Source organism: Cysteiniphilum halobium (assembly GCF_003574425.1).
In the GTDB taxonomy this organism is placed as follows: Bacteria; Pseudomonadota; Gammaproteobacteria; order Francisellales; family Francisellaceae; genus Caedibacter; species Caedibacter halobius.
Map to the genome: position 1 here is coordinate 1 of NZ_QLIU01000012.1, position 14,242 is coordinate 14,242.

The 14,242-nt window shown below is 38.0% G+C and carries 15 protein-coding genes and 2 tRNA genes; 6 read left to right on the forward strand and 11 right to left on the reverse strand.

The genetic code is table 11. The annotated features are described in order from the left end of the window. The first annotated feature begins 167 nt into the window (after positions 1-167). The 3 genes from plsY to holA are packed head-to-tail and all read left to right on the forward strand — an operon-like array spanning position 168 to position 2,592. Complete coding sequence (plsY, locus tag DNK85_RS02855) at positions 168-761, forward strand: glycerol-3-phosphate 1-O-acyltransferase PlsY (RefSeq protein ID WP_119328079.1); 594 nt, start codon at positions 168-170, stop codon at positions 759-761. Further along, positions 754-1,572 carry a bifunctional DNA-formamidopyrimidine glycosylase/DNA-(apurinic or apyrimidinic site) lyase gene (mutM, locus tag DNK85_RS02860; RefSeq protein ID WP_119328080.1) on the forward strand — a complete coding sequence of 273 codons (819 nt, stop codon included), beginning with the start codon at positions 754-756 and terminating at the stop codon, positions 1,570-1,572. Before plsY ends, mutM begins: the two co-directional genes overlap by 8 nt. 27 nt (positions 1,573-1,599) lie before the next feature. Beyond that, positions 1,600-2,592 (forward strand): DNA polymerase III subunit delta, encoded by a 993-nt coding sequence (gene holA / locus DNK85_RS02865; RefSeq protein ID WP_119328081.1) that lies wholly within the window; start codon positions 1,600-1,602, stop codon positions 2,590-2,592. Positions 2,593-2,597: 5 nt separating this feature from the next. Here the strand turns inward: holA and DNK85_RS02870 are convergent, their stop codons facing one another. Beyond that, complete coding sequence (locus DNK85_RS02870; protein ID WP_119328082.1) at positions 2,598-3,173, reverse strand: GspH/FimT family pseudopilin; 576 nt, start codon at positions 3,171-3,173, stop codon at positions 2,598-2,600. A 42-nt stretch (positions 3,174-3,215) separates the two neighbouring features. Between DNK85_RS02870 and DNK85_RS02875 the strand changes: the two genes are divergently transcribed. Next, positions 3,216-3,291: transfer RNA gene (locus DNK85_RS02875), tRNA-Lys, on the forward strand. Positions 3,292-3,443: 152 nt separating this feature from the next. Here the strand turns inward: DNK85_RS02875 and DNK85_RS02880 are convergent. The 7 genes from DNK85_RS02880 to DNK85_RS02910 form a co-directional block, all read right to left on the reverse strand. Further along, positions 3,444-3,519 (reverse strand) — tRNA-Thr (locus tag DNK85_RS02880). A 23-nt stretch (positions 3,520-3,542) separates the two neighbouring features. Beyond that, on the reverse strand, positions 3,543-3,782 hold the full coding sequence (locus tag DNK85_RS02885; RefSeq protein WP_119328083.1) for a hypothetical protein: 240 nt from the start codon (positions 3,780-3,782) through the stop codon (positions 3,543-3,545). Positions 3,783-3,868: 86 nt separating this feature from the next. Further along, positions 3,869-4,579: a purine-nucleoside phosphorylase gene (gene deoD / locus DNK85_RS02890; RefSeq protein ID WP_119328084.1), complete on the reverse strand. Its 711-nt coding sequence runs from the start codon at positions 4,577-4,579 to the stop codon at positions 3,869-3,871. 319 nt (positions 4,580-4,898) lie between these two features. Beyond that, positions 4,899-6,314: a cryptochrome/photolyase family protein gene (locus DNK85_RS02895; protein ID WP_119328085.1), complete on the reverse strand. Its 1,416-nt coding sequence runs from the start codon at positions 6,312-6,314 to the stop codon at positions 4,899-4,901. A 5-nt stretch (positions 6,315-6,319) separates the two neighbouring features. Further along, positions 6,320-7,357 (reverse strand): ferrochelatase, encoded by a 1,038-nt coding sequence (hemH, locus tag DNK85_RS02900; RefSeq protein WP_119328120.1) that lies wholly within the window; start codon positions 7,355-7,357, stop codon positions 6,320-6,322. 78 nt (positions 7,358-7,435) lie between these two features. Beyond that, positions 7,436-8,893, reverse strand: a complete 1,458-nt coding sequence (gene tldD, locus DNK85_RS02905) for a metalloprotease TldD (protein WP_119328086.1) — start codon at positions 8,891-8,893, stop codon at positions 7,436-7,438. A 12-nt stretch (positions 8,894-8,905) separates the two neighbouring features. Further along, positions 8,906-9,529, reverse strand: a complete 624-nt coding sequence (locus tag DNK85_RS02910; protein ID WP_119328087.1) for an L-threonylcarbamoyladenylate synthase — start codon at positions 9,527-9,529, stop codon at positions 8,906-8,908. A gap of 70 nt (positions 9,530-9,599) precedes the next feature. Between DNK85_RS02910 and DNK85_RS02915 the strand changes: the two genes are divergently transcribed. Continuing rightward, on the forward strand, positions 9,600-10,136 hold the full coding sequence (locus DNK85_RS02915) for a septation protein A (protein WP_119328121.1): 537 nt from the start codon (positions 9,600-9,602) through the stop codon (positions 10,134-10,136). A 186-nt stretch (positions 10,137-10,322) separates the two neighbouring features. Here the strand turns inward: DNK85_RS02915 and DNK85_RS02920 are convergent, their stop codons facing one another. The 3 genes from DNK85_RS02920 to DNK85_RS02930 are packed head-to-tail and all read right to left on the reverse strand — an operon-like array spanning position 10,323 to position 12,881. Continuing rightward, positions 10,323-11,243 (reverse strand): DNA polymerase III subunit delta' C-terminal domain-containing protein, encoded by a 921-nt coding sequence (locus DNK85_RS02920; RefSeq protein WP_119328088.1) that lies wholly within the window; start codon positions 11,241-11,243, stop codon positions 10,323-10,325. A 10-nt stretch (positions 11,244-11,253) separates the two neighbouring features. Continuing rightward, positions 11,254-12,258 carry a protease SohB gene (gene sohB / locus DNK85_RS02925; RefSeq protein ID WP_119328089.1) on the reverse strand — a complete coding sequence of 335 codons (1,005 nt, stop codon included), beginning with the start codon at positions 12,256-12,258 and terminating at the stop codon, positions 11,254-11,256. An 11-nt stretch (positions 12,259-12,269) separates the two neighbouring features. Further along, positions 12,270-12,881, reverse strand: a complete 612-nt coding sequence (locus tag DNK85_RS02930; protein WP_119328090.1) for a glutathione S-transferase N-terminal domain-containing protein — start codon at positions 12,879-12,881, stop codon at positions 12,270-12,272. Between the two features lie 167 nt (positions 12,882-13,048). Between DNK85_RS02930 and DNK85_RS02935 the strand changes: the two genes are divergently transcribed. Next, positions 13,049-14,236 (forward strand): NupC/NupG family nucleoside CNT transporter, encoded by a 1,188-nt coding sequence (locus tag DNK85_RS02935; RefSeq protein WP_119328091.1) that lies wholly within the window; start codon positions 13,049-13,051, stop codon positions 14,234-14,236. The last annotated feature ends 6 nt before the right edge of the window (positions 14,237-14,242 follow it).

Genomic DNA, 14,242 nt, shown 5'->3' on the forward strand with positions numbered 1-14,242 from the left:
AATGCTGTTAAAGATGGCAGAGCATTTTATTTTTTTCAAAAAGCACCTATTAAGGCTATCAACAATAAAAAACACAGCGGGAGCTGCTGACTTATCTAATAAGCACTTGACTTAACACGCAAAAATTCAGAAACTCATGGGCAGTTTAAATCATACATTATAAAATCATGATACTTATTTTAATGCTTATCATTGGCTACTTATTCGGTTCAATTAACAGTGCAATTATCACCTGTAAGCTTATGGGGTTACCTTCACCGCGCAGTATTGGTTCAGGTAACCCAGGGGCGACTAATGTCTTACGCCTAGGCGGCAAAAAGGCAGCCGCAATTACCCTTTTAGGTGATGCACTTAAAGGCATCATTCCAGTACTTATTGCCCATGCTTTACATCTGAACGCAACTGAAACTGGTTATGTCGCACTTGCTGCAGTCATTGGGCATATATTTCCCGTGTTCTTTGGATTTAAAGGTGGTAAAGGCGTTGCCACTTTAATTGGCGTCATTCTTGGGTTTTATTGGTTGATTGGTATTATCTTTCTTGCCACATGGGTGATATGCGCTTTAATCACCAAATACTCTTCACTCTCTGCATTAGTTGCCACAGTAGTTTCTGCTATTTGTGTGATTTTTATCTTTAGCTTTCAAAGCGCACTGCCGTTTATCATTATTGCTATTATTGTGATCTTACGCCACCACGAAAATATCAAACGTCTTATCAATGGTAGCGAAAGCAAAATAGGTCAAAAGAAAAATGCCTGAACTACCTGAAGTTGAAACGGTTAAAAATGGTCTTAGCTTATATTGTTTAAAGCGCAAGATTATAAAAGCCCATACCTATATTGATAAATTACGCTACCCACTAGATCCTAAGCTTAGTCAGAAAATCACTCATCAAAGCATTCGTGATATCTCAAGACGCGGCAAACACTTGATTATTGCATTAGATGATTATAGCTTAATTATTCATCTTGGCATGTCAGGCGTTTTACAAATCATTGATAGTAATATGTATCAACATAAAAAGCATGATCATATTATCTTGCAATTAGATGACGGTCAGACAATCTTTTATCATGATCCACGACGCTTTGGTTATTGGGATATTACCGACAGTAACCCTTTAGAGCACAAATACTTTCTAAATTATGGTCCTGAACCATTAACGCAACACTTTAATAGTAGCTATTTGCAACGCGTACTTAAAGCACGTACACAAGCGATAAAAAGTGTGATTATGGATAACAAAATCGTCGTTGGTGTTGGTAATATCTATGCTTGTGAAAGTCTATTTAAAACTGGTATTTCGCCATTGAAACCTGCTAACACCTTAACAAAAAATGAGATAAACAAGCTTGTCAATGCCATCCAATCCACTTTGCTTCAAGCAATTAAAGCCGGTGGCACGACCTTGAAAGACTATAAAAATGCCACCGGTAAACCTGGCTATTTTGCTCAGTCTTTACAAGTTTATGGGCAAAAAGATCAACCGTGTCAGATCTGCTTAGCACCTATTGAGTCGATTGTTATCAATCAACGAAATACGTTCTATTGCCCACAATGTCAAAGATAAGAGAAAGATAAGATAAAGATAAAAACAATGATCAAAGCAACCAACTATCTAGAGGCTCTAAAAGCCATTGAAAAAAAAGATTTTCCTTGCTATGTCATCACCGGCAAAGAACCTTATCAAAAAAACAAACTTATTGAAAAAATCAATGCCAAATATAAAGCACAGAACTTTGAGACTCTGCGCACACAAATCATCAATCAGCAATATGACTTCTTGCAAAGTAATTTTAATAGCTTTAGCCTGTTTGCCAAAGAGCGCTTACTACAATTAACCATCACTAAAGCACCTGATAAGAATGCACAAAAACTGCTTGTTGATTGCCTTAACAACATCTCACAAAGTGATCGCTTCTTGTTGATATTTGATGATCTGACAAGCGCGCAACAAAAAACCAAATGGTTTCAATTAATTGCTCAAGAGGCTTTATATATCCAAGTATGGCCAGTTAGTATTCACGAGGCGATTAAACTCATTAAACTTGAGCTGAATTCTCTAAATCAACCAATCACATTAACTGAAGATGCGCTCATGCTTTTAGCACAAAAAACCGAAGGTAATCTGTTTGCCGCCAATCAAATGATTACTTTATTGCAGCATCAACCACAAACACATTTTGATGATAAGACACTCACTGAGTATTTATCGAATGCGATGAATTATGATGTGTTTGATTTAGCACAAAGCCTAATTGAACAAAACATGAATCGCTCACTGGTGATATTACAGCATCTATTCAAAGAGCGGGTTGAAAATGCCATTATTCTTTGGGCACTTTTAAAGGAACTACGCATTTGCTATAACTTAAGTACACAAACACCACAACAACAGCAACAAACCTTTATCCGCAATAATATCTGGAAAGCACGACAACCCGCTTATGCGCGTCTATCTAAGCAATTTAGTCAACACCATTATGCTAAGCTTTTTAATCAATGCTTTGCCATTGATTTACTCGTTAAAGGGATTCAAGAAGGTGATGTAGAGCAAGCATTAACTGAGCTGGTCTGTCAATTGCATTAATAACCTTAAGGGCAGATTTGTGAATCACTATAAATATCAAGCCGAATTCTACCAATCATATTAATCACTACCTCCCGATCATAACGTCCTGCACCTTGTCCATCAACAATAGCACAATAAAATAAAGATACAGCAGTTGAGGATAACCCATTGGGTCTAAACTCCACTGTGTCACCATTGCTACTTGACATATATTCTCCTGTGGTTGGAGGTTCAATCGTTGTAATTATGCGATCAACATCAGTAGAAACTCCATCTGAGCTTGTAAATAAAATCAAGCGATTATTACCCCAGTTACTTGCTGGTACTGTCGCACACGTAGCACCATCACTACTAGGGCATAGAAATACAGAAGTTGCTTCTGACATTGCGGTGATTCTGCCTAACTCTAAAGCCGCTTTAACTTTATCTAAATAAATTTCTGAATTAGCGCGTCCAAAAGTACCAACCATCAAAGGCACCGCAACTGCTATAACAATTGCCATAACTGCAATGACAATCATCCCTTCTATTAGGCTGAAGCCTAGATTTCGGACACGCTTATTATTTTTGCCCTTTTTGCCATTTTTTTTCATCTTCATATTGCAATTGACTCCATATTCCCTATAATGTGCCCTGTCTTTGGGTCGTTAGCTCAGTCGGTAGAGCAGTTGGCTTTTAACCAATTGGTCGCAGGTTCGAATCCTGCACGACCCACCATTTTTATAATTATCATAATATCCTGTGTTTCCACTAATTCTAGTCAACAATAAACATTGACACAAAAAGAAAACGCTCATTTGATAGCGTATTAATACAATGCAACATAATCATCTATGACAAGAAGCTCAAATTGTTTTTACAGAAATAAATGGTGCCGACAAGCAGAATTGAACTGCTGACCTATTGGTTACGAATCAATTGCTCTACCAACTGAGCTATGTCGGCATAACGAATGATATAAGTAAATGCTATTGGCTATTTTTTTCAATTTTATTAAGAACAATTCCAACAACAATAAAAATTGCACCAATGATTAAACTTGCACATCCTAACATTCCAGTGATAACAGATTCACTCAAATCATATAGACTATGTGCCGGCGGAAACCAACTAAATGCACCAATAATCAACACAATACTCAAGATAACTAATATAATTCCTATCACTAAGCAGCCGATGATTGAACCTGATTGTTTGCAACACTTCATCACTATTCTCCTATGTTAATATCTGCGAACCTACACGGCTAAGAATAGTTGCTTTTTTAAAAAATGCTAGAAAGGGTAGTATAGCCTTACACACTTGCTAAGGCGATTTCAATCATTTTAGTAAATGAATTTTGACGCTCCTGACTAGTGGTAACCTCTTTCGTCACCAATGAATCTGATACGGTTAAAAGACAAGCTGCTTTTTTACCATAGGCTTTAGCATTGGCAAAAATTGCTGCCGTCTCCATCTCGACAGCTTTACAACCATGGTCATTATAAATATTAATATAATCATCAAAGTTTTTGCGATAAAAAACATCGCTGCAATGTACCTTTACTTGTGTCACAGATAAATTTAATTTATCCGCTGTTACTGCAATATGTGCTGTTAATTCAGCGTCTGGCTTTACTACCCTGGTTATTTCCCCTGTCACGATCTCAACATAGTCAGACTCGCAATAGCTTTCAGTAACTAATAGCACATCATATACATTAATCTCCGGCACATAAGAGCCACATGAACCAATACGAATAATTTGATCAATATCATAGTGATTAAATAATTCAGCCGTATATATTCCAGCACTTGGCATTCCCATACCATGTGCCATAATCGTTAACTTTTTCCCTTTATACGTCCCCGTAAATCCAAGCATATTACGTACACTATTGACTAACTTAATATCTTTAAGATATGTTTCAGCAATAAGCTTAGCGCGCAGCGGGTCACCTGGCATGATTATGGTTTTGGCAAAATCATCTTTGCTTTTTGCTTCAATATGAGGTGTAGGAATCATCTTTTATCCTTTTTCATCTAGTCATATTTTGAAGTCGCCAGTGTACTGTTTTTATGGCAAATGAACAAATGATTTAAGGATAAGTCCAAGCAACCTCATTAAAAATTGGAATAATATCTAGCAAATTATTTAACATCACATGTTTTTAGATAAAATTTTAAGCGCTAAATTTTAATGAGGCAATCCTAAGCTAATTATAGATACCCACGGGCTAAACCCATGGTACTTAAGCGGCAAGCCGCTGCATAACTACTTTGAGCTTTAAAAAAATAATAATGCACTTTTTTATTTCACAAATAGACTTTTAAACACGCTAAAACTACAAATTTTTATAGTAAGCCAAAGCCTCCTCTCTCGAAACTTTAAGATCAACAACTGGATAAGGATAATCTTCACCAAGAGTGATACCAGCTTGTTTTAAAACACTCTCCGGTGCCAACCACGGTGAGAACAAATACTTATTAGGGAGTTGACTCAATTCAGGTAGATAGCGACGAATATACTCACCATCGCCATCAAACTTTTGCCCTTGGGTGACTGGATTAAAAATGCGAAAAAAAGGTGCCGCATCGGCACCACTGCCGGCAACCCATTGCCAATTGGCACTATTGTTAGCTAAGTCCGCATCAAATAAGTAATCCCAAAACCACTTAGCACCATGGCGCCAATGAATATGACAATTCTTTGTCAAAAATGAAGCGACAATCATTCTCACGCGATTATGCATAAATCCCGTTTGCCAAAGCTCACGCATTCCCGCATCGACAATTGGAACACCTGTTTGACCTTGCTGCCATGCTATTAATAGCGCCTGATCGTCTTGCCATGGGTAATGATCAAACTTTTGCTGCCAATTGTGATCACTCAATTGTGGATAATGATAAAGTAAGGCGTAATTAAATTCACGCCATATAATCTCTGATAAATAGCTCTGCTTATTATCACACTCTGTCTGGTGTAGTTTGTCCCAAATAATATGTGGTGAGATTTGCCCAAAATGTAAAAACGGCGCGAGCTTAGACGTAGCACTTAAGCTTGGAATATTGCGATTATTTTGGTAATCATTTAAAGAGTGCTCAATAAAGCTATCCAAATAATGATGCGCCGCTTTCTCACTAATTTGCCAATTATCTAATACATCCTTTGCCCAGTGATGTTGAGGCAATAAGTTCAAATCTGCTAAATTACTGTTGCTGACATTAACTTCGGTCAAGCAGTTATGTATCTCTTTACCCCCATCCAACGGTGCTCTTGGTGGCATTACTTGCAATGCTTGACGCTTAAAGGAACTAAAGATTTTATAGGGCTCGCCATTACTCTTTAATACTTCCCACGGCTCCCACAATAAACTACTATTAAAACTATGCACCTCTATTGCTTGTGCTTTTAGTTGTGCCTTGATTTTTTTATCTCGCGCAACTTGCCATGGTGCATATAAGCGATTCCAAAATACTTGCTTCACGTTATAGCGATGCGTAAGCGCTGCAATAATCTCACAAGGATCCCCTATAAAAAATTGCAGTCGGTTATTGAGTGTCTGATTTAAGGATTGTAATGCATAATGAAGCCATACTTTGCTTGCAGCACCGATTTGCCAGTCTTGTGCATCATTATTATCAACAATATAAATCGGTAAAACCACACCGTTTGTTAGTGCTGCATTAAGCGCTGGATTGTCGATAATTCTTAAATCCTGGCGAAACCAAAGAAGAACTTCTGGTTTGTAAGACGTCATTGGTATTACTCACCAATAATGGTTTTTAACATCTCAATATGCCCATCACGATCATTCAAGCATGGAATAACGGCATAATGCCCACCACCGGCATTTAAGAATGTCTCATACTCTGTTTCTCTTAACTCCTCCAGTGTTTCCAAGCAATCAGCTGCAAATCCCGGCGCCATCACTAACACATTTTTTTTACCCTCTTTGGCAAGATTTGCTAATACCTCCGTTGTGTATGGTTTAAGCCATTCTTTAGGTCCAAAACGAGACTGAAAAGACATTTGAATATTTAGTTTTGTTTCACTAAGGGCACTTTTAAGTAGCTCAAACGTTCGTAAGCAATGCATTTGATAAGGGTCACCCTTTTGCACACATTCCAGTGGAATACCGTGAAATGACAATAACAAAATATCTGGCGTGAAATCGATAGTTGCTAGATGGTTTATAACACTTTTCTTTAATGCCTCGATATAGGCAGGATGCTGATAATACGGAGCAATACCGACAATATTTGGCTGATAACGCATCGTTTGCAGCACACGGAAAACCTCATCATAAACTGAAGCTGTTGTTGTTGCTGAGTACTGCGGGTAAAGTGGCACAATAGTAATTTCAGTAACCCCTTGAATACTCAAAGCTTCAATCTTTGCTTTAATCGATGGCTCACCATAGCGCATTGCAAAGTCAACCATCATATGATTACCTAACTTATCGGCAAGCTTACATGCCTGAGATTGCGTGTAGTACATCAATGGTGAAAACTGTTTATCCTCAAACCAAATTTTTTGGTAAAGCTTAGCAGTTTTAGGCGAGCGAAATGGTAAAACAAATAATCGTAAAATCGGCTGCCAAAATAAAGGGGATGCTTCAATTACACGCCGATCAGACAAAAACTCTTTCAAATATTTGCGAACATCTTTGACTTGATATGAATCTGGCGTTCCTAAATTAACCAACAATATTGCTTTTTTAGCTTTTCTAGCTTTTTTATTTTCTTCCCTACTTATTTCTTTTGCTTCATTTACGCCTTCTGCTCTTTGATCTTGCTTCATACTTTTAATATCATCCATTTATCTAAATTTATGTCTTATCAATCCCACATGGCACTAATTAGTCATTTAAAAAGAAGATTATTCACAACCACCAACGGTAATTTCATCGATTTTTAAACTAGCTTGCCCAACACCTACAGGTATGGACTGCCCATCCTTACCGCATACACCAATGCCTTTATCTAAGGCAAAATCACTGCCCACCATCGAGATTTTTTGCATAACTTCCGGACCGTGACCAATCAAAGATGCACCTTTTACTGGATACATGATTTTACCATGTTTAATCAAATATGCCTGATCCATCACAAACACAAATTGCCCTGAAGTAATATCAACTTGTCCACCATTAAAATGGGTAGCATAAATCCCGTAATCAATACTTTCAATCATCTGTTCAAGCTCATCCATTCCTGGCAACATATAAGTGTTAGTCATTCTAGGCAGTGGTAGATGTGCATAGGACTGTCTTCTACCATTACCAGTTACTGGCACGCCAAAAGCTTTAGCTGAAATTCTATCATGCATATAACCTTTTAAAATACCGTTTTCAATCAGTACGGTTCTTTGAGTTGGCATACCCTCATCATCAAAATTAAGGGAGCCACGGCGATTGGCAATACATCCTTCATCAATAACAGTGCATTTCTCTGAGGCAACTTTTTGCCCGATCTTACCAGAAAAGTGTGAGCTTTTTTTGCGATTAAAGTCACCTTCCAGCCCGTGTCCTACAGCTTCATGCAAGAGTACCGCGGGCCAACCCGCACCAAGAACGACTGGCATTTTACCACTGGGCGCTGGCTTTGCGTCAAGGTTTGTTTTAGCTCCATGATAAGCCTCATCAACATACGATTTCCATAGATTATGCTCAGTGAAGTAATGATAGTCATAGCGTCCACCACCACCGGCTGAAAAGCTTTCGCGTTTGCACTCTTTTGTCCCATCAGCAACCATAATCAAACTGACATTCATACGTACCAAGGGCCTGACATCCATCACACATAAGCCATCGGTATTTAAGATCAACACCATTTCCATATTCGACGCAATCGAAACCGCGACTTGCTCAATATTACTATCTAATGATTTAGCATAAGTCTTAATTTGATGCAATAGTGCAATTTTATCTTCCGCAGGCATGCTATCCAATGGAGATAGTGCCGGATAATGACGAATAGTGTGTGGTGTGTTGAGTTTCTCAACCTTGTAGGGATTGGCACTGTCTTTTAATAAGTAAAGCGCGGTTTTAATGAGTTTCTCAATCGTGTTTAGATGCAAATCATCAGCATAAGCAAATCCAGTTTCTCCATCAAAAACGGCTCTAACACCAATACCTTGTTCAATGCCAAAACTACCATGTTTGACCACACCGTCATCCAACATCCAGCTCTCAGAGATGATTTTTTGCAAATATAAATCACCAAAATCAATCTGCTTTTGACTTAATAGATTAAGTTGAGATTTTAACTTTTCCAAATTCAAATCAAATGGCTGTAATAAGTGTTCATTAATAATACTATAATATTGATCCTGCATTTTCTTCCTAAATTATTCAAATATACTGGTATCACCACTGCCAACACGCAATATTTCCGCAGGGACTTCGGTCATATCAATCACTGTTGTCGGCTCATAACCGCAATAGTCTGACTCTAAAATATAATCAATCATCTGCGCACACGTCTCATTGGCAAAGTCTTCACTATAAACAAGTGCATTATCCTGATCTGGCAAAATAAAGGTCGTACTCAATAATGGCTCACCTAGAGCTTCAGTTAACATCAATGGCACCGGATGATCAGGCACACGAATACCAACGGTTTTTTTGCTTTTATTAAGCATTAACCCTGGCACTTTACTTGTTGCTTGCAAAATAAACGTATACCCTCCAGGGGTTGCCCTTTTTAATAAACGATAAGCACTATTATCCACCTTAGCATATTGCGCGATCTCAGATAAATCACGACAAATAAGTGTAAAATTATGCTTATCGTCCAAATGACGAATCTTCTTTATTTGCTGCAGTGGTTTTTTCAATCCCATTTTGCATCCTAAGGCATAGCCTGAGTCTGTTGGATAGGCAATGACCTTACCATCTTTCAAGGCATTAACAATTTCTGCTAATACCGCCTTATTCGAAGAGTAAGGATTTATTTCAATGTATTGGCTCATAGCAGCTTCTTACTTTATACTGATCCAAAAATTTGTGCTAAGTGTATCACTAACCCTCTCTGGAGAGAACATGAAGAAACTGCTTTTTGACTTTTTCCCTATTATCATCTTTTTTGTCGTTTACAAAATGTATGATATCTATACCGCCACTATCGCACTTATTATTGCCACAGCGATTCAGCTTGCCTATGAAATCGTGCGCTATCGCAAAGTATCAATGATGCATGTTGTGACGTTTGTCTTAGTCCTCATCTTAGGCGGAGCAACCGTTTATTTCCATGATGAAGCACTCATCAAATGGAAAGTCACAATTGTCAATTGGTTATTTGGCGTGATCTTTATATTCTCAACTTATTTGATGCAAAAACCAATTATTCAACGCCTAATGGAGGAAAGCGTTGAACTACCTCAAAAAATCTGGAAGCGTCTTAATAATATCTGGGGGGTATTCTTCTTGTTTTTAGGTGCGATTAATCTATTTGTGGCTTATAGCTTTTCAACGGATATCTGGGTTGACTTTAAGCTCTTTGGTATGCTTGGCATTACAGTTGTATTTGTGGTCGGGCAAGGCATTTTTCTTGCTAAGCATATTGAGCATAAAAAATAATGGCTATGACCATATACCGCTTGTAAATCATTTTGCTGTGTTCAGTGTCGAAGCCTCTATGAAGTGTGATTTTCCCAAGCTTCCCCACTTCGACTGATGCTCAGTGCATCGCTTCGACTTACGCTCAGGGTACGGGAAGCACTTGTGGGTGAATATTTAGTCTTAGCCAAAATAATTGCTCTTAAGTTACACGCTCAACTCTATCAAAAAACTCTCAATGGCTAACTGCTTATTGACATTATAGTGTTTACCTTCATAGGCTTTGAGCTTTAACAGATGCTGATAAAATCCGTACAAAGCCATATGATCATAACGATTAACCAGATTTTCTAATAAATCCTTTTGATCTTGTATTAATGTAGTGCGTGATATGTTGAATCGATAATAATAAGCATCAATCAACAAGCTTGATAACCAATAAATTGCGTCCTGATAATAGGCATTGATATCGATTGTTAATCCTAAAGGTGATCGTTGCTGCTGAATCACCTGCATCAGCTCTTTGCGCAGTTGCCAGAAACCTTTATCCGTCTTAATCCGATCAATAACCTGAAGATCTGCCTTACTAATGGCTAATGCTTTGGCAACATCTTCATCATTCATTTGATATTTTTGCGCTAAATACGCTTTTTTTTGTTCCAGTGTCAATGCCAGATCAAATACCTGCACACGCGAGCGCAATGTTGGCATTATCCACCGCAATTGATTGGTTGTCATCAGAAAATAAGTATTCTCTGGGGGTTCTTCTAAGCTCTTTAATAAGGCATTGGCGGCTGAAGCATTTAAGGCTTCCAATGGACAAAGGATAATCACCTTGGCTTTAGCGCCATGACTTGTCAGATAAATACCTTCTAACAGATTTTTGATTTGATCAATCTTGATTTGTCCATCGTCTGACTTTAGATAAAAAACATCAGCTGCTGTAGCCAACTCATCAGCTATATCACGCTGTAATAAAATAGCAGTAATTTTAGTCAGTAATGGCTCAAGTGACAAATGATCAATATTATTCAATAAGATGCCATGTGCTAGGCGATTTTGCGCTAAAAAGACTCTAATTTGCGCAATAAAATCAGTGTGGAAAACACTTAGGTCAATATCAGACATCTATTGACGCTCATGGTCCAACACGTTGGAAGAGTTTTAACACACTATGACACATACTGGATAGTTTCGATTTTTTTGTTTTGTATTCAATATGGAATAGCTTCAATGATCCAGATTGATATTTATCTAATAAATAGGCATCACTTGTCTTAAGCACATCCACCAAATTAAGCTCAAGGGCTGATTGCCCAAACCAATATTCGCCAGTTGCTACTTTCTCAATATCCAAATTCGGTCTAAAATGAGCAATATGTTCTTTAAAGAGTTTGTGCACAACTTCAAGTTCTTCTTTAAACTTCTCACGCCCTTCATCAGTATTTTCACCTAAAACCGTCAAGGTACGCTTATATTTACCCGCAGTATGCAACTCAACATCAACACCCTTATCTGTGAGAAATCTGTGAATATTTGGCAATTGCGCCACCACACCAATGGACCCAACAATCGCAAAAGGTGAGGCAATAATCGTATCAGCAACCGATGCCATCATATAACCACCACTGGCAGCCACCTGATCAATCACTGCTGTTAATTTAAGGTTTGCTTCTTTGATGCGCGCTAATTGTGCTGCTGCCAAACCATAACCATTGACAGCACCTCCTGGGCTTTCCAAGCGGATGACCACTTCATCATTTTTGTGAGCAATCTGCAAAATAGCATTGATCTCTTCCGCTAAGGCTTCACTTTGAGAAGCCTTAATATCACCATTAAAGTCAATAACAAAGACCTTATTAAGCTCATCACTTTGAGCTTTTTGCACAAGCTTTCGCTTCTCTTGATTTGCCTTATGCATTTTTTTAAATGCTGATTTACTCAATACTTCACGCGCTAACTGCTCTTGACGCTGTTGGTAAACTTCATTTAATGACTTAATGATAAGCTGCCCTTTTTTATTGCTTGCTTTGCCCTTTAGCGACAAGGCTAAGACAAATCCAAAAGCAATAACAATTGCAATAACAATCGTCGCGGCTTCGAGCACGAAAAATAAATAATTAATGGCATGATCTGCCCACATACTATTAACTCCTAGTGACGGCGGTAAACTTTCTTAACCTGTTTTGGTAAAGTACGCTGAAATGACTCACGTGCAAAAATACGCTCAGCATATTTGGTAATATCCCCTAATGACTCATCCAATGGAATACCTTGCGAAGGCAAAGCATGTAATAATGACGCCAGCGAGCAATCCGCTAAAGTCATTGAGTCTGACATAAAAAATTCATTTTCTGAGAAGATTGGTTCAATTGCTCTGAAACTATCAACCAATGCAATTTTAGCCTCCTCAACCTTTTTCTGATCAGTGCCACACAAAATAAAATTAAGCAGCGAATACCACTCACGATCAATACGCGTCATTGCTAAGCGCGTACGCGCACGCTCAACGGGATAGTTTGGCAATAATGACGGTGCGGGATAACGCTCATCGATATAAAGCATCACCACTTCAGGATCATAAATGACATAATCACGCTCTTTTAAAATTGGTAGTGTCCCCTCGGGGTTTAAAGATAAAATCATTTCCTTATCAATGGTTTCATCCAATTCAACAACTTTGAAACTCATGCGTTTCTCTTCCAAAGCAATGCGTGCACTGTGCGAATACGGGCAATCTTTTTTTATAAAAAGTGTGATGTACATGAAGCAATTATTATCTATAAAACAAAATGATAGACAATGGTAAATGGTTTGCTCTAGTTGGTCAATTGCTTCAATTTGAAATTCCTAAATTACATGACATTTTAATCCAAAAGTATTAAGATGCGCCCGTTTGCCTAAATTCAACTAAAAGAGGGAATCACCATACAATGCTAAAAATTTTGCACTTTTTACTCGCATTAATCATTCTTGCTATCATTTTATATTTTGCTAGCATGAACCGTAAAAATATTAAATTACGCTTTATTATACAACTGATTATTATCGAGATCATCGTTGCTTATTTCTTATTACAATCAGCGGCTGGTGCTGATATCATCAATGTTATATCAAGTGGATTTGACTATGTGATGCAATACGCAATGCAAGGGACTAAATTTGTGTTTGGCTCGGTTGTGCCTGACAGTTTCGTGTTCTTCTTTAATGTATTAATGCCGATTGTTTTGGTGTCTGCTTTAATTGGTATCTTGCAATATCTCAAAGTGTTACCGCTTATTATTCGCGGTGGTGGCTGGATCTTATCCAAGATCAATGGCATGGGCAAACTTGAGTCTTTTAACGCATTAAGCTCGCTAATTTTAGGGCAATCAGAAAACTTTATCGCCTATAAGAACATTCTATCCGAGATTTCAGAACGTAGAATGTACACAATGGCAGCCACGGCAATGTCAACTGTCTCACTTGGTATCGTCGGCTCATATATGCAGATTCTTGATTCTAAATATATTATTGCGGCATTGATCTTAAATATGCTTAGTACCTTTATTGTTTTACATATTTTAAATCCGTATGACTATGCACAAGAGCAAAGCTTTGAAGATATGAGCCTACATGCTGATAAAAAACAAGCATTCTTTGAAATGCTAAGTGAGTACATTCTCGATGGTTTTAAAGTCGCCATTATTGTTGGTGCGATGCTCATTGGTTTTATCGCTCTACTTGCCATGCTAAATGGCATTTTTAATGGTATTTTTGGTATTACTTTCCAAACATTATTAGGTTATGTCTTCTCCCCAATTGCTTGGCTTCTTGGCATTCCAAGTAATGAAATCGTTGAAGCCGGTGGTATTATGGCAACCAAACTAGTTTCCAATGAATTTGTTGCCATGTTATCGTTAAAAGATCAACTAGCACATTTCTCAACGCACAGCATTGCCATTATCTCCATTTTTTTAGTGTCATTTGCCAACTTTGGCTCAATTGGCATTATCGTTGGTGCCGTTGCTGCATTAAATGGTGAGCGCGCTAAATTTGTCTCACGCCATGGCTGGCGCTTGGTATTTGGCGCCACTATGGTTAGTTTTTTGTCAGCGCTTATCGCTGGATTGGTGCTTTAAATATGT

Bases quoted from the DNA above. Each gene is read 5' to 3' on its own strand.
- tldD (WP_119328086.1), bottom strand. From the start codon at position 8,893: ATGCAGGATCAATATTATAGTATTATTAATGAACACTTATTACAGCCA.
- deoD (WP_119328084.1), bottom strand. From the start codon at position 4,579: ATGATTCCTACACCTCATATTGAAGCAAAAAGCAAAGATGATTTTGCC.
- DNK85_RS02910 (WP_119328087.1), bottom strand. From the start codon at position 9,529: ATGAGCCAATACATTGAAATAAATCCTTACTCTTCGAATAAGGCGGTA.
- DNK85_RS02870 (WP_119328082.1), bottom strand. From the start codon at position 3,173: ATGAAGATGAAAAAAAATGGCAAAAAGGGCAAAAATAATAAGCGTGTC.
- DNK85_RS02915 (WP_119328121.1), top strand. From the start codon at position 9,600: ATGAAGAAACTGCTTTTTGACTTTTTCCCTATTATCATCTTTTTTGTC.
- sohB (WP_119328089.1), bottom strand. From the start codon at position 12,258: ATGTGGGCAGATCATGCCATTAATTATTTATTTTTCGTGCTCGAAGCC.
- DNK85_RS02895 (WP_119328085.1), bottom strand. From the start codon at position 6,314: ATGACGTCTTACAAACCAGAAGTTCTTCTTTGGTTTCGCCAGGATTTA.
- holA (WP_119328081.1), top strand. From the start codon at position 1,600: ATGATCAAAGCAACCAACTATCTAGAGGCTCTAAAAGCCATTGAAAAA.
- DNK85_RS02930 (WP_119328090.1), bottom strand. From the start codon at position 12,881: ATGTACATCACACTTTTTATAAAAAAAGATTGCCCGTATTCGCACAGT.
- DNK85_RS02920 (WP_119328088.1), bottom strand. From the start codon at position 11,243: ATGTCTGATATTGACCTAAGTGTTTTCCACACTGATTTTATTGCGCAA.
- DNK85_RS02935 (WP_119328091.1), top strand. From the start codon at position 13,049: ATGCTAAAAATTTTGCACTTTTTACTCGCATTAATCATTCTTGCTATC.
- DNK85_RS02885 (WP_119328083.1), bottom strand. From the start codon at position 3,782: ATGAAGTGTTGCAAACAATCAGGTTCAATCATCGGCTGCTTAGTGATA.
- mutM (WP_119328080.1), top strand. From the start codon at position 754: ATGCCTGAACTACCTGAAGTTGAAACGGTTAAAAATGGTCTTAGCTTA.
- hemH (WP_119328120.1), bottom strand. From the start codon at position 7,357: ATGAAGCAAGATCAAAGAGCAGAAGGCGTAAATGAAGCAAAAGAAATA.
- plsY (WP_119328079.1), top strand. From the start codon at position 168: ATGATACTTATTTTAATGCTTATCATTGGCTACTTATTCGGTTCAATT.